General features: G+C 74.8%; 16 protein-coding genes and 1 tRNA gene. 15 read left to right on the top strand and 2 right to left on the bottom strand.

Features of this window, described 5'->3' with window-relative positions:
• The first annotated feature begins 85 nt into the window (after positions 1 to 85).
• The 11 genes from OKX07_RS10370 to OKX07_RS10320 all read left to right on the top strand — a co-directional run bounded on the left by OKX07_RS10370 (position 86) and on the right by OKX07_RS10320 (position 10,359).
• Positions 86 to 949 (top strand): ParA family protein, encoded by an 864-nt coding sequence (locus tag OKX07_RS10370; RefSeq protein WP_265628007.1) that lies wholly within the window; start codon positions 86 to 88, stop codon positions 947 to 949.
• Positions 933 to 1,949 (top strand): segregation and condensation protein A, encoded by a 1,017-nt coding sequence (locus tag OKX07_RS10365; protein WP_416220779.1) that lies wholly within the window; start codon positions 933 to 935, stop codon positions 1,947 to 1,949. Before OKX07_RS10370 ends, OKX07_RS10365 begins: the two co-directional genes overlap by 17 nt.
• Positions 1,946 to 2,626 (top strand): SMC-Scp complex subunit ScpB, encoded by a 681-nt coding sequence (gene scpB / locus OKX07_RS10360; protein ID WP_265628006.1) that lies wholly within the window; start codon positions 1,946 to 1,948, stop codon positions 2,624 to 2,626. Before OKX07_RS10365 ends, scpB begins: the two co-directional genes overlap by 4 nt.
• Complete coding sequence (locus tag OKX07_RS10355) at positions 2,623 to 3,519, top strand: pseudouridine synthase (RefSeq protein WP_265628005.1); 897 nt, start codon at positions 2,623 to 2,625, stop codon at positions 3,517 to 3,519. The genes scpB and OKX07_RS10355 overlap by 4 nt, the downstream gene beginning before the upstream one ends.
• Positions 3,516 to 4,625: a prephenate dehydrogenase gene (locus OKX07_RS10350; protein ID WP_265628004.1), complete on the top strand. Its 1,110-nt coding sequence runs from the start codon at positions 3,516 to 3,518 to the stop codon at positions 4,623 to 4,625. Before OKX07_RS10355 ends, OKX07_RS10350 begins: the two co-directional genes overlap by 4 nt.
• A complete protein-coding gene (gene cmk / locus OKX07_RS10345) occupies positions 4,622 to 5,323 on the top strand; it encodes a (d)CMP kinase (protein ID WP_265628003.1) in 702 nt (233 codons plus the stop codon). The genes OKX07_RS10350 and cmk overlap by 4 nt, the downstream gene beginning before the upstream one ends.
• A complete protein-coding gene (locus OKX07_RS10340) occupies positions 5,320 to 6,018 on the top strand; it encodes a lysophospholipid acyltransferase family protein (protein WP_265628002.1) in 699 nt (232 codons plus the stop codon). Before cmk ends, OKX07_RS10340 begins: the two co-directional genes overlap by 4 nt.
• A gap of 82 nt (positions 6,019 to 6,100) precedes the next feature.
• Positions 6,101 to 7,687 carry a ribosome biogenesis GTPase Der gene (gene der / locus OKX07_RS10335; protein WP_265628001.1) on the top strand — a complete coding sequence of 529 codons (1,587 nt, stop codon included), beginning with the start codon at positions 6,101 to 6,103 and terminating at the stop codon, positions 7,685 to 7,687.
• A 7-nt stretch (positions 7,688 to 7,694) separates the two neighbouring features.
• Complete coding sequence (locus OKX07_RS10330; protein ID WP_265628000.1) at positions 7,695 to 8,753, top strand: hypothetical protein; 1,059 nt, start codon at positions 7,695 to 7,697, stop codon at positions 8,751 to 8,753.
• A gap of 100 nt (positions 8,754 to 8,853) precedes the next feature.
• Positions 8,854 to 8,930, top strand: a tRNA-Pro gene (locus OKX07_RS10325).
• A 229-nt stretch (positions 8,931 to 9,159) separates the two neighbouring features.
• Positions 9,160 to 10,359 (top strand): Fic family protein, encoded by a 1,200-nt coding sequence (locus OKX07_RS10320; RefSeq protein WP_265627999.1) that lies wholly within the window; start codon positions 9,160 to 9,162, stop codon positions 10,357 to 10,359.
• Positions 10,360 to 10,381: 22 nt separating this feature from the next.
• Here the strand turns inward: OKX07_RS10320 and OKX07_RS10315 are convergent, their stop codons facing one another.
• Both OKX07_RS10315 and OKX07_RS10310 read right to left on the bottom strand, forming a co-directional pair.
• The gene (locus OKX07_RS10315) at positions 10,382 to 11,011 is read right to left on the bottom strand and encodes a DUF2231 domain-containing protein (RefSeq protein WP_265627998.1); all 630 of its coding nucleotides are present in this window, start codon (positions 11,009 to 11,011) and stop codon (positions 10,382 to 10,384) included.
• Positions 11,012 to 11,227: 216 nt separating this feature from the next.
• Positions 11,228 to 11,944, bottom strand: a complete 717-nt coding sequence (locus OKX07_RS10310) for a hypothetical protein (protein ID WP_265627997.1) — start codon at positions 11,942 to 11,944, stop codon at positions 11,228 to 11,230.
• A gap of 90 nt (positions 11,945 to 12,034) precedes the next feature.
• Here OKX07_RS10310 and OKX07_RS10305 point away from each other — a divergent pair, with 90 nt between their 5' ends.
• From OKX07_RS10305 to OKX07_RS10290, 4 genes are all read left to right on the top strand, one after another.
• Positions 12,035 to 12,988 (top strand): manganese catalase family protein, encoded by a 954-nt coding sequence (locus OKX07_RS10305; RefSeq protein WP_265627996.1) that lies wholly within the window; start codon positions 12,035 to 12,037, stop codon positions 12,986 to 12,988.
• Positions 12,989 to 13,057: 69 nt separating this feature from the next.
• Complete coding sequence (locus OKX07_RS10300; RefSeq protein WP_265627995.1) at positions 13,058 to 13,744, top strand: DNA alkylation repair protein; 687 nt, start codon at positions 13,058 to 13,060, stop codon at positions 13,742 to 13,744.
• Positions 13,745 to 13,903: 159 nt separating this feature from the next.
• Positions 13,904 to 15,235, top strand: a complete 1,332-nt coding sequence (locus tag OKX07_RS10295; protein WP_265627994.1) for an MFS transporter — start codon at positions 13,904 to 13,906, stop codon at positions 15,233 to 15,235.
• Positions 15,232 to 16,068, top strand: a complete 837-nt coding sequence (locus tag OKX07_RS10290) for an aldo/keto reductase (RefSeq protein WP_265627993.1) — start codon at positions 15,232 to 15,234, stop codon at positions 16,066 to 16,068. The genes OKX07_RS10295 and OKX07_RS10290 overlap by 4 nt, the downstream gene beginning before the upstream one ends.
• Positions 16,069 to 16,078 lie beyond the last annotated feature (10 nt).

The raw sequence follows: 16,078 nt of genomic DNA, 5'->3' as shown, positions 1-16,078 counted from the left end.
TGTCGCACCCGGCTGGAGGGTCGGGCTCGGGTAGGTTGTCCGCGAGGTGGGCCCGGACGGGCGACGGGGAGCAGATGGTGAGCCGATGAGCCAGGAGACGACCGAGCAGCAGCTCGACGCCGTGGGGCGTCCGCTGCCGCACTTCCCCGTGCCGCCGCCGTTGGCGTCGCACGGGCCCGCGCGCGTCATCGCGATGTGCAACCAGAAGGGCGGCGTCGGCAAGACGACGACGACCATCAACCTGGCCGCGGCGCTCGCGGAGTACGGCCGCCGCGTGCTGATCGTCGACTTCGACCCGCAGGGGGCCGCGTCGGTGGGGCTGGGCATCAGCCCGCACGAGCTGGACCGCACGGTCTACAACCTGCTGATGGAGCGCGACTCCGACATCGCCGACGTGCTGCGGCACACCGCCGTGCCGAACCTGGACCTGCTGCCCGCCAACATCGACCTCTCGGCGGCCGAGGTGCAGCTCGTCGGGGAGGTCGCGCGCGAGTCGGTGCTGTCGCGCGCGCTGCGGCCCGTCATGGACGACTACGACGTCGTGTTCATCGACTGCCAGCCGTCGTTGGGCCTGCTGACCGTCAACGCGCTCACCGCGTCGCACGGCGTCCTCATCCCGCTGGAGTGCGAGTTCTTCGCGCTGCGCGGCGTCGCGCTGCTCATCGAGACCATCGAGAAGGTCCGCGACCGGCTCAACCCGCGCCTCGAGGTCGACGGCATCCTGGCGACCATGTACGACTCGCGCACCCTGCACGCGCGTGAGGTCGTCGCGCGCGTCAAGGAGGCCTTCGGCGAGACCCTGCTGCACACCGTCATCGGTCGCACCGTGAAGTTCCCGGACGCGACCGTGGCGGCCGAGCCGATCACCCAGTACGCGCCGACGCACGCGGGCGCCGAGGCCTACCGCCAGCTCGCGCGCGAGCTCGTGGCGCGTGGCGACGCCGCCTGACGGCGCGCCCGGCACGCAGGACGCGACGCGCACCGACATCGACGGGCCGGACGCCGCGTCGCCGCCGGGCGGCACGGGAGCGGCGGGCGTCGCCGCGGTCCGCACGGGTGCGCCGGGGGAGAGCGCACCGAGCGGGTCGTCCGGCTTCGAGGTCCACCTCGACGTGTTCAGCGGTCCGTTCGACCTGCTGCTCGGCCTGATCGCCAAGCACCGGCTCGACATCACCGAGATCGCGCTCGCCCAGGTCACGGACGAGTTCATCGCCCACCTGCGCACGGCCGAGGCCGCCGCCGCCGCCGGCGGCAAGGACTGGGACCTGTCCCAGGCCAGCGAGTTCCTGCTGGTCGCCGCGACGCTGCTCGATCTCAAGGCCGCGCGGCTGCTGCCCTCGGCCCAGGTCGAGGACTCCGAGGACCTCGAGCTGCTCGAGGCCCGCGACCTGCTGTTCGCCCGGCTGCTGCAGTACCGCGCGTACAAGGTCGTGGCGGCGGACCTGGGTGCCGCGCTCGAGGCCGGCGCCCGCCGGTACGGCCGGTCCGTGCAGCTCGAGCCGCACCTGGCGGCCCTGCTGCCCGAGCTGGTGTGGCAGATGGGCGCCGACCAGCTCGCGGTCCTCGCCGCCCGGGCGCTGGCCCCCAAGCCCCTGCCGCCCGGCGTCGACCTGAGCCACCTGCACGCCCCCGCCGTCAGCGTCCGCGAGCAGGCGGCCGTGCTCGTCGACCGGTTACGCCACCACGGGGCGACGTCCTTCCGTGCGCTGACCGCCGACGCGGGCGAGCCGGTCGTCGTCGTCGTGCGGTTCCTCGCCCTGCTCGAGCTGTTCCGCGAGGGGGTGGTCGCGTTCGACCAGATGGAGGCGCTCGGGGAGCTCACCGTGCGCTGGACGGGCAGCGACGACGGCGAGATCACGGTCTCGGACGACTTCGACCGCGCGGAGGACGACGTGCCCCCCGTGGCCGTGGCCGACGCGGCACCCACGCACCAGGAGGCCGGGACATGACCGAGCACGACGACGCGCCGGGCGCGGCCGACGGCACCGCCGAGGACGGCACGCCCGACGACGCGGCGCCCGACGAGCTCGCGTTCGACGTCGAGTCGCTGCCCGGCGGCGCGCTCGCGGCGCTGGAGGCCGTCCTCATGGTCGCCGACGAGCCGATCCCCGCGGTCCGGCTGGCCACGACCCTCGCGCTGCCCACCGAGCAGGTGGAGGACCTGCTCGACCGCCTCGCGGCCGAGTACCGCGGCGAGGACGGCGGGCGCCCCCGCGGCTTCGAGCTGCGGCGTGCCGGGGACGGCTGGCGCATCTACTCGGCCGGTGCCTACGGCGACGTCGTCGGACGCTTCGTCGTCGACGGGCAGACCCAGCGCCTCACGCAGGCCGCGCTCGAGACGCTCGCGGTCGTCGCGTACCGCCAGCCCGTCAGCCGCGGGCAGGTCTCGGGGGTGCGCGGGGTCAACGTCGACGGGGTCATGCGGACCCTGGCGAGCCGCGGACTGGTCGTCGAGGCGGGTCACGACGTGACGACCGGTGCAGTCCTGTACGGGACCACGGGATACTTCCTGGAGCGGATGGGACTGTCGAGCCTCGACGAGCTGCCCCCGCTGGCGCCCTACCTGCCGGACATCGAGTCGCTGGAGGGCATCGACACGACTGCCGGACGAGAGGACGCACGATGAGCGGCACAGGAGCGCGTGGCCACCGGGGTGGCGGGCGCCCGGGGGGTGCGGGTCGCCCGGGCGGCGGAAGCGGCGGGACCGGCGGGACCGGCGGACGCGCGGGCGGCGGTACGCGACGCCGGCTCGGCCGCCCCGCGTCGCAGCCCGAGCCGATCGACGTGCACGACCCCGAGGGCGTGCGCCTGCAGAAGGTGCTCGCGTCCGCGGGCCTCGGCTCGCGCCGGGCGTGCGAGGACCTCATCGCCGCCGGGCGGGTCACTGTCGGCGGGCAGGTCGTCACCGAGCTCGGCGTGCGCGTCGACCCGCTGACCGCCGTCCTGCACGTCGACGGCATGCGGGTGCAGCTCGACTCCTCGATCATCACCCTGGCCCTGAACAAGCCCGTGGGCGTCGTGTCGACCATGCACGACCCCGAGGGTCGCCCGTCGCTCGCGCAGTACGTCGCGAACCGCGAGGAGCGCCTGTTCCACGTCGGACGCCTCGACGCGGACTCCGAGGGCCTGCTGCTGCTCACCAACGACGGCGAGCTGGCCAACCGCCTCGCGCACCCGTCCCACGGCGTGCCCAAGACGTACCTCGTCGAGGTGGAGGGCCGTGTCCGCGAGGCGCTCGGGCAGCAGCTCAAGCACGGCATCGACCTCGAGGACGGCAGCGTGCAGGTCGACGAGTTCAAGATCGTGCAGGTCGCCAGCCACGCGAGCCTCGTCGAGGTCGTGCTCCACGAGGGTCGCAACCGCGTCGTGCGCCGCGTGTTCGAGGAGGTCGGGCACCCCGTGGCGCGGCTCGTGCGCACCCGCATCGGCCCGATCCGCCTCGGTGACCTGCGGACCGGCCGCACCCGCGTCCTGTCGAAGACGGAGGTCGGGTCGCTCATGACGGCGGTGGGCATGTGAGCATCGCCACCACCGGGCCCGTCCGCGTCGTCGGCACGGGCCTGCTCGGTGCGTCCGTCGGGCTCGCGCTGCGGCTGCACGGCGTCGACGTGCAGCTCGTCGACCCGTCGCGGACCGCGCTCGCGCTCGCGCGCGACGTCGGCGCAGGCACGCCCGTCGGACCCGCGTCGCCCGCGCCCGTGCTCGTCGTGGTCGCCGCACCGCCCGACGTCACGGCCGGTGCCGTCGTCGCCGCGCTCGCGGACCACCCGGACGCGGTCGTCACGGACGTCGCGAGCGTCAAGGGGCACGTGCTGGCCGAGCTGCGGGCGTCGGGGGCGGACCTCACGCGGTACGTCGGCTCGCACCCGATGGCGGGGCGGGAGCGCTCGGGGCCGTCCGCCGCGGTGCCGGACCTGTTCCTGGGGCGCCCGTGGGTCATCACGGGCTCCGGCGCGTCCAGGGAGGACGCCGTCCTCGCGGTCCGGCACCTGGCCGTCGACGTGGGCGCGGTGCCGGTCGTGATGGACGCCGACGCGCACGACGCCGCGGTCGCGGCCGTGTCGCACGTCCCGCAGCTGGTGTCCTCCCTGGTCGCGGGCCGGCTGCGCGACGTCGACGACGCGGCGCTCGCCCTGGCCGGGCAGGGGCTGCGCGACGTGACACGCCTCGCGGCCTCCGACCCGGCGCTGTGGACGTCGATCCTGGCCGCGAACGCGGGTGCGGTGCGGGACGTGCTGGTCGCGCTGCGCGCGGACCTGGACGGGGTCGTCGGCGCGCTCGACCTGGCCGCGGCGGCCGCAGGCCCCGAGGACGTCGAGCCGGGGGCGCTCGCGACGATCGCGCGGGCCATCGCCGACGGCGGGACCGGCGTGGCCCGCATCCCCGGCAAGCACGGCGGGGCGCACCGGCAGTACGCGGTCGTCACGGTGCTGGTGCCGGACCGGCCGGGGGAGCTCGCGCGGCTGCTCGGCGACGTCGGCGACGTCGGCGTGAACCTGGAGGACCTGCTGCTGGAGCACGCCGCGGGCAGACCCGTCGGCATGGCGTCGATCTCGGTGCTGCCTGCGCGCGCCGAGCACCTGGAGACCGAGCTGACCGCTCGGGGTTGGAGGCTGGTGAGGTGAGCACCGTCGTGGCGGTGGACGGACCGTCGGGATCGGGCAAGTCCAGCGTGTCGCGCGAGGTCGCGCGGCGCCTGGGGCTGGCCTACCTCGACACGGGGGCGATGTACCGGGCGGCGACGTGGTGGTGCCTCGACCAGGGCGTGCCGCTGACGGACGAGCTCGCGGTCGCGCACGCCGTGCGGGACCTGCCGCTGGTCATGGGGCTGGACCCCGCAGGCCCGACCGTGGTGGTCGACGGCCACGACGTGGGCGTCGCGATCCGCACCACCGAGATCTCCGCGCGCGTCAGCGCGGTCGCCACCAACCTCGACGTGCGCGCCGAGCTCGGACGGCGCCAGCGCGCGCTCATCGACGTCGAGCGCACCGGCGGCTGGTCGGGCGGCCGGGGCGTCGTCGCCGAGGGGCGGGACATCACGACCGTCGTCGCCCCCGACGCGGACGTGCGGGTGCTGCTGACCGCCGACGAGGGTGCGCGCCTCGCGCGGCGCGCCCGCGAGGTGCACGGCACCGACGACGCGGACGCGCTCGCGGCGACGCACGACCAGGTCGTGCGCCGGGACGCCGACGACTCGATGGTCGTGCAGTTCCACGTCGCGGCCGACGGCGTGGTCACCGTGGACTCCTCCGACCTGGACCTCGCGCAGACCGTCGACGCCGTGCTGGACGTCGTCGGGCAGGCGCGGACGCCGCACGCATGAGCCGGGCCGTGGGTGCGGCACCCGAGCCGCACGTCCCGTCGACCCGCGGGCCCGCGTGGTCGCGGTGGGTGGGCATGCTCCTCGCGCGCGTCGTGTGGGACACGCACGTGACGGGCGCCGAGCGGGTGCCGCGCACCGGACCGGTGGTGCTGGCCGCGAACCACCTCATGGCACTCGACGGTCCGGTGCTCATCGGCGCCGCGCCGCGCGGGGTGCACATCCTGGTCAAGTCCGAGGCCTTCCGCGGACCCCTGGGTGTCGTCCTGCGCGGCGCGGGGCAGATCCCCGTCGACCGCACGATGGGACGGCCCGCGCTGCAGTCGGCGCTCGGTGTGCTGCGCCGCGGGGGTGTGATCGGGATCTTCCCCGAGGGGACCCGGGGGCGGGGGACGGTCGAGCAGGTGCGTGGGGGCGCCGCCTGGCTCGCGGTCCACGGCGCCGCCCCCGTGGTCCCGGTCGCGATCCTCGGCACGCGGCGCACGGGGGAGTCCTCGCGCGGGCTGCCGGGGCCGCGCCGGGACCTCGTCGTGGAGTTCGGCGAGCCGCTCGACGTCGCCGGCGTGGGGCTTCCCCGGCGCGCGGCCATCGACGCCGCCGCGCTCGCGATCCGCGCCGCGATGACGGACCTGGTCGGCGCGGCGCAGGAGCGGACCGGGGTGGCGCTGCCGTCCGACGACCCCCGCTCCACGACCTGAAGCGGGCGCCGGTGCGGGCGCGCCCGTGCCCCGTGGTGCCCCGTGGTGCGGCCGGGGACGCGGGGCAGGGGACAATGGACCCATGGAGCAGCCTGACCCCACGATGACTCGCGCCCCGCACGACGACGGGAGCGACGCGACCGAGCCTGCCGCGCCGCTGCCCGCAGGGGCCGGGGACGACGACGCGACGGCCGACGTCACCGCGGCGACGGCTGCGGCCGACGACAGGTCTGTCGACGACGCCGACCGCGAGCGGGCGCTGCGCGCCGGGCTCGAGGAGTACGACCTCGCGGACGAGGACCTGGCGCTCCTGGGCGGCGAGGGCCTCGACGGCGACGAGCGCGAGGTCGAGATCTCGCTGCCGGTGCTGGCCGTCGTCGGACGCCCGAACGTCGGCAAGTCCACCCTCGTCAACCGCATCCTGGGCCGCCGCGAGGCCGTCGTCGAGGACAACCCCGGGGTCACGCGCGACCGGGTCAGCTACCCCGCGGAGTGGGCCGGACGCCGGTTCACGCTCGTGGACACCGGTGGCTGGGAGGTCGACGTCGCCGGCATCCACAAGCGCGTCGCGCAGCAGGCCGAGGTCGCGATCGAGCTGTCCGACGCCGTCATGTTCGTCGTCGACGCGACCGTCGGGTCCACGGACACCGACGAGCAGGTCGTGCGCCTGCTGCGCCGCTCCGGCAAGCCCGTCGTGCTCGTCGCCAACAAGGTCGACGGCCCCGCGGTCGAGGCCGACGCCGCCACCCTGTGGTCGCTCGGCCTGGGGGAGCCGCACCCGATCTCGGCGCTGCACGGGCGCGGCACCGGCGACCTGCTCGACGCCGCGATGGCCGCCCTGCCGCGGCAGTCCGCGCACGCCGTGCCGCTGCCCGACGGGCCCCGCCGCGTCGCGCTCGTCGGCCGGCCCAACGTCGGCAAGTCCTCGATGCTCAACAAGGTCGTCGGGTCCGAGCGCGTCGTCGTCGACGAGGTCGCCGGCACGACGCGCGACCCCGTCGACGAGCTCGTCGCGCTGGGCGGCAAGCCCTGGGTCTTCGTCGACACCGCCGGCATCCGGCGGCGCGTGCACCAGACCTCCGGCGCCGACTTCTACGCCTCGCTGCGCACGCAGGCGGCGATCGACAAGGCCGAGGTCGCGGTCGTCCTCGTCGACGCCTCGGAGCCGATGACCGAGCAGGACATCCGCATCGTCCAGCACGTCATCGACGCGGGCCGCGCGCTGGTCGTCGCGTACAACAAGTGGGACCTCATGGACGAGGACCGGCGCCCGTACCTCGAGCGCGAGATCGAGCAGCAGCTCGTCCAGGTGCAGTGGGCGCCGCGCGTCAACGTGTCCGCGAAGACCGGCTGGCACACCGACCGCCTCGTCCCCGCGCTCGAGCGGTCACTCGCCTCGTGGGACACCCGCATCTCCACCGGGCGCCTCAACGCGTTCCTCGGCGAGCTGGTCTCCGCGCACCCGCACCCGCTGCGCGGGGGCAAGCAGCCGCGCATCCTGTTCGCGACGCAGGCCTCCACGCGTCCGCCGCGGTTCGTCATCTTCGCCACCGGCTTCCTCGAGCCGACCTACCGACGGTTCATCGAGCGCCGCCTGCGTGAGACGTTCGGGTTCGAGGGCACGCCCATCTCGATCTCCGTGCGGGTCCGCGAGAAGCGCAGGCGGTGACCACCGGGTGACGCACCGGCCCGACGACGCACGCCCGCGCACCCTGCCTCCCGCGCTGCTGCGCCTCGGCCTGCCGCGCGACCCCCGCGGCCCGCGGCACCTCGCCACGTTCCTCGTCACGACGGCCGCGACCGTCCTGGTCACGCGCGCGTTCCTCGCCGCCGCGGGCTACCCCCAGCTCGGCGGCGACGGCCTGCACATCGCGCACGTCCTGTGGGGCGGGCTGCTCATGGCGGTCGCGTTCGTCCTGCTGCTGTCGTTCGCGGGCCCGACGCTGCGCCCCCTCGGCGCGCTGGTCGGTGGCGTCGGGTTCGGCCTGTTCGTCGACGAGGTCGGCAAGTTCGTCACCTCCGACAACGACTACTTCTACGAGCCGACCGCGGCGATCATCTACGCGACCGTCGTCGGCCTCGGCCTCGTCGCCGAGACGCTGCACGGCCGCCGACCGCCGGACCCGCGCGAGGCGCTCGCGGGTGCCGTGGACGAGGCCGTCGCGGGTGTCGTCGGCGGGTTCACGCCCGCCGCCCGCCGCCGCGCAGAGGCCAGGCTGGCCGAGGCCGGGGACGTCCCCGGTGCCGACGAGACGCGCGTCCTGCTGCGCAGCATCGAGGAGGATCACGCCGAGCTGCCCGACCCGGTCGGAGCGGTCGCGTCCGGCGTCGTGCGCGTGCTGCACACGATGGTGCGCGCGCGGTTCGTGCCGTGGCTCGCGGTGGCGGTGCTCGTCGGTACGTCCGGGGTCACCGTCGCGAGCGCCGTCGCCCGCTGGTGGGGCGGGGACGACGTGCCCGGGTGGGTGGTCGGCGGGGCGCTGGTCGCCTCGACCGTGAGCGTCGTGCTGTGCGGCGTCGGCCTCGCGCAGGTGCGTCGTGACGCCGTCGAGGGGTACCGGTGGTTCCGTCGCGCCGTCCTGGTGAGCCTGCTGGTGACGCAGTTCTTCCTGTTCCGCATCGCGCAGTGGGACGCGTCGTGGGGTCTGCTGGTCGACCTGCTGGTGCTCGGCGTCGTCGGGGCGGAGCTCGAGGTGCTGCGGCGGCGGCGCGAGGAGCGCGACACGGCTGCGTGAGGTGCGATGTGTCGTGGGCCGTGCCTCGGTGCGCAGCCTCACGTGGTCGGGGGACCGGCGCCCGGTGCGATAGAGTCTTCGAGGCCCCTGCGGGGGCCGGCGGGCTGTGGCGCAGCTTGGTAGCGCACTTGACTGGGGGTCAAGGGGTCGCAGGTTCAAATCCTGTCAGCCCGACCAGCGTTCACGCAGGTCACACCGCAGATCTGGGACCGAGACGGCCCCCTCTCCACGAGTCGTGGCGAGGGGGCCGTTCCTCATCGGCGTCACCACGCCCGTGCGACCGGGTACGTCATCGCGTGCCCCGACCGCGATCAGCTCGACGAGCGGCTGCGGCACTCCGGCTGAAGCGTTGCTCTGCCGGGGGCTGAGCAACGGAAACCCGCGTATCCGATGGTAAGGTGGCGCCGTGGCCACGGATGAGGTCCCTCGGCGCTGGCCGACGTACGCGACGGAGACCGTCGAGTGGCGCTCCGCCGACGCCGGCTACGGCCCACGCTCCGGCCGGAGCGCGCACACCGGCCCGTACGAGGCCGCCGTCCCGCCACGGATCGCCGACGCCGACGTGCTCCTGTCCTCCCGGACCTCCGCCCTGGTCGTCGAGGCGTCGGCGGAGATCGCGCGATTCGACGGCGAGACGCACGCCGCCACCACGTCGTTCGCCGCGCTGCTGCTGCGCACCGAGGCGGCCAGCTCCTCGCAGATCGAGAACCTCACGTCGACGCCGAAGGCCATCGCGCTCGCGGAGCTCGGCCGCAAGGGCCGCGTCCACGCCGACGAGATCGTCGCCAACGTGACCGCGATGACCCGGGCGCTGGAGGCGGCCTCGCACCTGGGCTCCGACGCGATCCTGCGGATGCACCACGCCCTGATGGTCGGGCACCTGCCCGCCGCGGCCGGCCGGTGGCGCGACGAGCAGGTGTGGATCGGGGGCAGCGCGCGCAGCCCGCACGGCGCCACGTACATCGCGCCCGTGCACCCGAGGGTGCCCGGCGCCATCGACGACCTCGTCGCCTTCATGGGTCGCGACGACGTGCCCCTGCTCGCGCAGGCGGCGCTCACGCACGCGCAGTTCGAGTCCGTCCACCCGTTCCCCGACGGCAACGGGCGCACCGGTCGCGCGCTGCTGCACGCCCAGCTGCGGCACGGGGGGCTCACGCGGCAGGCGATCGTGCCGGTCTCCGCCGGGCTGCTCACCGACACCGAGCGCTACTTCGCGGCCCTGACCGCGTACCGCGACGGGGACGTCGAGCCGATCGTCACGGAGGTCGCGCAGGCGGTGTTCCCCGCGTTGGCGAGCTCCCGCCTGCTCATCGCCGACGTCACCGCCGCGCGCGCAGCGTGGGGCGAGCGGATCCGGGCACGCCGCGGCGCCGCGGCGTGGGCGCTCGCGGACCTGGTGATGACGCGCCCGGTCGTCGACGCCCGCCTGGCCGCTGACGTGCTCGGCGTCAGCTCGGTCAACGCACAGCTCGCGATCGACCGGCTGGTCGACGACGGCGTGCTCGAGCAGATCGGCCGCGGCGCCCGCGACCGCGTCTGGCAGGCCGCCGAGGTGCTCGCCGCGATGGACCGGTTCGCCGCGAGGTCGCACCGCCGCGTGTGGTGAGGGCGGGGAGGCGCGGGGCGCGTCAGACGGTCGTCGCGCCGTTGCTGCTGCCGGGCGCGACCTCCACCTCGTCGGCGTCGGGTGCCGGGCGGGTGGTCGGCGGGCCGCTGCGGCCGCGCGGGGGAGCGCCCAGGCGGGACGACATGTGCCCGCCGAGGTAGGCGCTCGCGCCCACGAGACCCGTGGCCGCCAGGGACGCCGCGACGCCCAGGGGCCGTGACCCGCGTCGGCGCAGCAGCCAGGACCCGGCGTACAGGGTGAGCCCCGCGGAGTTGAGGATCGCGTGGGCCGCACCGACCCGGCGGGTCCGCCGCCCGGAGACGGCCCAGTCGGCCAGGCCGGACAGCGACGTCGGCAGCGCGGCCAGGACGCCGAGACCGACGAGGCGGTCGGCGTGCGGACCGGCTGACGGGCCGCCGGTGAGGTCGAGCGCGGCCGCCGACGTCCACAGACCGATCGGCACGTCGGTCAGCAACGGGTGCAGCGCGTGCCCGAGCGGCCGGCCGTGCAGCAGCGCCGCCACGCCGGGGAAGCGCGCGAGCAGGTCCGCGACCGGGGGTCGCAGGCGCTCGACCACCGGGTCGAGCGTCGGGCTCTCCTCGAGCGCCTGGACGGCTCGCAGGGCGGCGGACCGGTCGTCGGTGTGCGTCATCCGGGCCTCCGTGTCGCGGTGGGGCTGCTCGTCGTCGAGCATCGCACGAGGACGTCGCAGGCGCAGGGCGGCAGAGCGGGCGTCGTGCGCCCCCCACCTGCACGCTCGTCACCGACGGCACCACCCCGCGCCCGTCGTCGAGGTGCGCGCCGTGCCGGTGGGTCCTGACCCGCCGACGTCCCGCGTGGGCGACGCGTGCGTCCGCCGGTGCGGCCGTCAGCAGCCCGCCGCGTCGTACGGGCACAGCAGGCGCCACGCCGCGTCCAGCAGGGGTGCCACCCGGTCACGGGCGGTGCCGACGGTGCTCTCGCCGCCCTCGTGCGAGACGAGCGTCACCGCCGTGCCGCGCCGCGTCAGTGCCAGGTAGGAGCCCATGGCGCCGTCGAGGTCGCCCTGCGCGGAGGACCCGTAGTAGTCGGTCACCAGGCCCGTGCCCTGCGCCCCGACCGCCACCGGCTCGAGGAGGTAGCGGGTCGGTGCAGTCGCACCGTCGGCGCCGCACACGGTGAGCGCCGCGACGACGCGGTCCAGCTCGGCCACGGCGGAGTCCGCGTCAGGGAAGACCGCGACCTGCTGGACGCCCACGGGCATCTCCACCAGCCCGTCGCCGTGCGCAGCCGTGAGCATCGCCGTCGCCGCGTCGGGGGAGCCGACCGCGCAGGACTCGGGCAGCCGCCACGCCGTGACGTCCCCGGTCTCCGTGCGCGGCGCGGAGACCGGGGCCCACGCGTCGGGTGCGAGCAGCACGTCCGCACCCACGTCCGCGCGGGTCGCGGGAGCGGGCTCCGACGGTGACGAGTCCGGTGCGGCAGATGACGGCACGGCGGCGGGGGAGGTGGAGGCGTCCGCGGCGTCGTCGGCCTGCGCACCGCAGCCCGCCAGCACGACGACGACGCACGCGGCCAGGACGGCACGGGAGCTCGCTGATCTCATCCCCGAACCCTGTCAGGGTCGCCGCCAGATGCGCCAGGCGTCCCGTGGGCGCACGGTAGAGGACCTACCCGGAGACGGAAGAGGCCGACCATGTACCTGCACGTCCAACGACTCATCAACGACATCGTCCCCGACGAGCCGGACCCGGCAGCCGCGAACGCCCTGCAGGAGGGCCTCGGCGGTCAGTTCGGCGAGATGCGCACGATGATGCAGTACCTGTTCCAGAGCATCAACTTCCGTGGTCCGACGGGCAAGCCCTACCGGGACCTGCTGCAGGGCATCGGCACCGAGGAGATCAGCCACGTCGAGCTGATCGGCACCACCATCGCCCGCCTCCTCGACGGGTCCCCGCGCTACCAGGGCAAGAAGACCGACCCCCTGGACACGCCCGGTGCGGGCGGCGCGACCCCGTTGGCGACGGCGCTCGACGCCGGCAACATCCACCACTACCTCGTCGCGGCGCAGGGCGCGCTGCCCGTGGACTCCGCGGGCAACCCCTGGAGCGGGTCGTACGTCTACAACTCCGGGAACCTCGTCCTGGACCTGCTGTACAACCTCATGCTCGAGTCCACGGGGCGCCTGCAGAAGTGCCGGATCTACGAGATGACCGACAACAAGACGGCCCGGTCGACGATCGCGTACCTCATCGTCCGCGACCAGGCCCACGAGAACGCCTACGCCAAGGCGCTGGAGACGCTCGGCGTCGACTGGGGCAAGGTCCTGCCGATCCCCAAGACGAACGCCGAGCAGTTCCCCGAGGTGAAGAAGCTCCTCGACCTCGGTCTGCAGAGCAAGCAGTACACGTTCGACCTCACGGCCTCCTCCGAAGCCGGGAAGATCTTCCAGGGGATGTCCCCGTCGAACGACGGTACGGAGCTCGACGCGAGCGAGCAGGCGCCCGCGGGTGTCCCGTCGACCATCGCCAAGGAGCGCTTCGAGGAGTACGCACCCGGGCTCGACCCGGAGCTGCTGTCACTCATCCAGGCGACCGCAGACCTGGAGATGGCCGAGGTCCAGCCGCTGTACGGGCCCGTGGCGGGCTAGCACGCAGCGGCCGTCACCTCCCGGGCCGTCGTAGGGTGCTCCCCACGACGGCTCGGGAGGTGACGCGCAATGGCGGCTGGTGCAGGGACGCCGTTGTCCGCGCAGGACGTGCTGGCGCAGCTCGCGGCGCTCGAGAACCCGCGGATGCGGGAGGTCAACCTCCGTCACGACGACGACCACGGCGTCAACCTCACGCAGCTGCGCGCGGTCGCCAAGGCGGCGGGCCGGGACCACGCGCTCGCGGTCGACCTGTGGGGGAGCGGGGACACCGCGGGACGCCTCGTCGCGATCCTCGTCGCCCGCCCCCGGCTGTACGGGGCAGCCGAGCTGGACGCGATGCTCCGGGACGCACGCGTGCCGAAGGTGCACGACTGGCTCGTCGGCTACGTCGTCAAGAAGAGCCCGCACGTCGAGGAGCTGCGGTCCGCGTGGTTCGCCGACCCCGATCCCGTCGTCGCGAGCGCGGGATGGTTCCTGACGTCGGACCGCGTGGCGAAGGCCCCGGACGGCCTCGACCTGCCGGGACTGCTCGACCTGGTCGAGAAGCACCTGCAGGACGCGCCCGCGCGCCTGCAGTGGGCGATGAACGAGTGCCTGGCCACCGTCGGCATCCACCACCCGGACCTGCGGCCCCGGGCGATCGCGATCGGGGAGCGGCTCCGGGTCCTCGAGGACTACCCGACGCCGCCGGGCTGCACGTCGCCGTACGCGCCGGTGTGGATCGCGGAGGTCGTGCGCCGGCAGGCCGCCGGCTGAGCGTCGGCCGTCACGCCGCACCCCTGGGTCGGTCGGCACGTGAGGCGTCCTCACCTCGGCGACGAAAGATAACGGAACCTAGCGCCGAGCAGCCGCCAACGAAGGACAAAAGGCCGCCGGGAGGCACAGGGGGCGAGCCACGGCCGATAGCGTGAAGCCGTGACCGAACCCACCCCTGACACCACCGGTGGGACGGCCGACCGGCCGGCGCAGGGGAGCGGCTCGCCCGTCACCGTGGCGTCGCTGCGCCGGCGCACGATCACGGTCCTCGCGGCCGCGCAAGTCCTCAGCGGACTGGCGGCGGGGTCGATCGTCTCGGTCGGCTCGCTGCTGGCGGTCGAGCTGTCCGGCTCGGACGCGTGGGCCGGGTCGGTGACCACCGCCGCGACGCTCGGCGCCGCGCTCGCCGCGCTGTCGCTCGCGCGGCTGGCCGAGTCCCACGGGCGGCGTCGCGCCCTGGCGACGGGGCTCGCGCTGGCCTCGACGGGGGCGCTCGGCGTGGTGCTGGCCGCGGTCCTGGCGAGCTTCCCGCTGCTGCTCGTCGCCAGTGCGCTCATGGGGGTGGGGGCGGCGGTGAACCTGCAGTCCCGCTTCGCGGCGACCGACCTGTCGACGCCGGCGACGCGGTCGCGTGACCTGTCCCTCGTGGTGTGGACGGGCACGGTCGGGGCCGTCATCGGTCCCAACCTCGTCCACCTCGACGCGCCGCTGGCACGCCTGACGGGCCTGCCGGAGCTGGGTGCCGTCTTCCTGTTCTCGGCGGCGGGGATGATCGCCGCGCTCCTCGTCGTGCACGCCGGGTTGCGGCCCGAGCCGCTCGACGTCGTCGGGCGGGAGGGCGGCGTCGCCGGCGCGCGCGCGCACGTGCCGCTCCGGGTCGCGGTCGTGACGTTGCGCCACCACCCCCGGGCCATGGCGGCCGTGCTGGGCATCGTCGTCGCGCACGCCGTGATGGTCGCGGTGATGTCGATGACGCCGGTCCACATGATGGGGCACGGGGCGACCGTGGAGCTCGTCGGTCTGACGGTGAGCCTGCACCTGGCCGCGATGTTCGCGCTCGCGCCCGTCATGGGCGTCGTCGCGGACCGGCTCGGGCCCCGGGTCGTGCTCACGGGCGGGCTCGTGCTGGTCGCGGGGGCGACGGCGGTGTGCGGTGCTGCGCGCGGCGACCACGTGGGCGTGACGGTCGGGCTCGTCCTGCTGGGGCTCGGCTGGTCCGCGGCGACGGTCGCCGGCTCGAGCATCGTGGCCGGGGACGTGCCGGGTCCCGAGCGGGTCACGATCCAGGGGCTGTCCGACGCTCTCATGTCGCTCGCGGGGGCGGGCGGCGGAGCTCTCGCGGGCGTCGCGCTCGCGCTCGGCGGGTACGACGGGCTGAACGTGGCCGCGGCCGCCGTGACGGTCGCCGGCCTGGTCGCGGTGCTGCTCGTGCACCGACGCGCGCCCTCGCCGCGCAGGTTCCCGGCCCAGGATGCGAGGGTGGAGGGATGAGCACCCCCACGATCACCCTCAACAACGGCGTCGAGATCCCGCAGGTCGGCTTCGGGACGTTCCAGGTGACGCCCGACGAGACCCAGCGCACGGTCGAGGACGTCCTGGCGGTGGGGTACCGCCACATCGACACCGCGGCCGGCTACTACAACGAGGCGGGCGTCGGGGCGGCGCTCCGGGCGGGTGTGGTGCCGCGGGACGACGTCTTCGTCACGACCAAGCTGCGCAACGGCGAGCACGGGTACGACCAGGCGCTGCGGGCGTTCGAGGACAGCCGCCGCGCGCTGGGGATCGACGTCGTCGACCTGTACCTCATCCACTGGCCGGTCCCCACGCAGGACCTGTACGTCGAGACGTGGCGCGCGCTCGAGAAGCTGCTCGCGGACGGCGCGGTCCGCGCGATCGGCGTGTCGAACTTCCTGCCCGAGCACCTCGACCGGCTCGTGCGCGAGTCGGACGTCGTGCCGGCCGTCAACCAGATCGAGGTGCACCCGACGTACCAGCAGCCCACCACCCAGGAGGCGTCGACCCGGCACGGCATCGCCGTCGAGGCGTACTCACCGCTGGGCCAGGGCCACGACCTGCGATCGGCGCCGCTCGCGTCCACCGCCAAGCGGCTGGGCATCACCCCCGGTCAGGTCGCGCTGCGCTGGCACGTGCAGGCGGGGCGCATCGTCATCCCCAAGTCGATCTCGCCCGACCGCATCCGGTCGAACCTCGACCTGTTCTCGTTCGACCTCCCGGCCGAGGACCTCGCCGCGATCGACGGGCTCGACACGGACCACCGCCTCGGTGCCGACCCCGCCACGGCCGCGTTCACGCAGATGCGCTGACGCCAGGACC

Origin of the sequence: Cellulomonas sp. S1-8 (genome assembly GCF_026184235.1) — a bacterium.
Taxonomy (GTDB): Bacteria; Actinomycetota; Actinomycetes; order Actinomycetales; family Cellulomonadaceae; genus Cellulomonas.
The sequence above is the reverse complement of the archived record's forward strand: the minus strand, read 5'-3'. Positions and strand labels throughout refer to the sequence as shown.

Excerpts from the sequence above, each read along its gene's own strand:
- OKX07_RS10370 (WP_265628007.1), top strand. The coding sequence starts at position 86 with ATGAGCCAGGAGACGACCGAGCAGCAGCTCGACGCCGTGGGGCGTCCG.
- scpB (WP_265628006.1), top strand. The coding sequence starts at position 1,946 with ATGACCGAGCACGACGACGCGCCGGGCGCGGCCGACGGCACCGCCGAG.
- OKX07_RS10355 (WP_265628005.1), top strand. The coding sequence starts at position 2,623 with ATGAGCGGCACAGGAGCGCGTGGCCACCGGGGTGGCGGGCGCCCGGGG.
- OKX07_RS10340 (WP_265628002.1), top strand. The coding sequence starts at position 5,320 with ATGAGCCGGGCCGTGGGTGCGGCACCCGAGCCGCACGTCCCGTCGACC.
- der (WP_265628001.1), top strand. The coding sequence starts at position 6,101 with ATGGAGCAGCCTGACCCCACGATGACTCGCGCCCCGCACGACGACGGG.
- OKX07_RS10315 (WP_265627998.1), bottom strand. The coding sequence starts at position 11,011 with ATGACGCACACCGACGACCGGTCCGCCGCCCTGCGAGCCGTCCAGGCG.
- OKX07_RS10310 (WP_265627997.1), bottom strand. The coding sequence starts at position 11,944 with ATGAGATCAGCGAGCTCCCGTGCCGTCCTGGCCGCGTGCGTCGTCGTC.
- OKX07_RS10305 (WP_265627996.1), top strand. The coding sequence starts at position 12,035 with ATGTACCTGCACGTCCAACGACTCATCAACGACATCGTCCCCGACGAG.
- OKX07_RS10300 (WP_265627995.1), top strand. The coding sequence starts at position 13,058 with ATGGCGGCTGGTGCAGGGACGCCGTTGTCCGCGCAGGACGTGCTGGCG.
- OKX07_RS10290 (WP_265627993.1), top strand. The coding sequence starts at position 15,232 with ATGAGCACCCCCACGATCACCCTCAACAACGGCGTCGAGATCCCGCAG.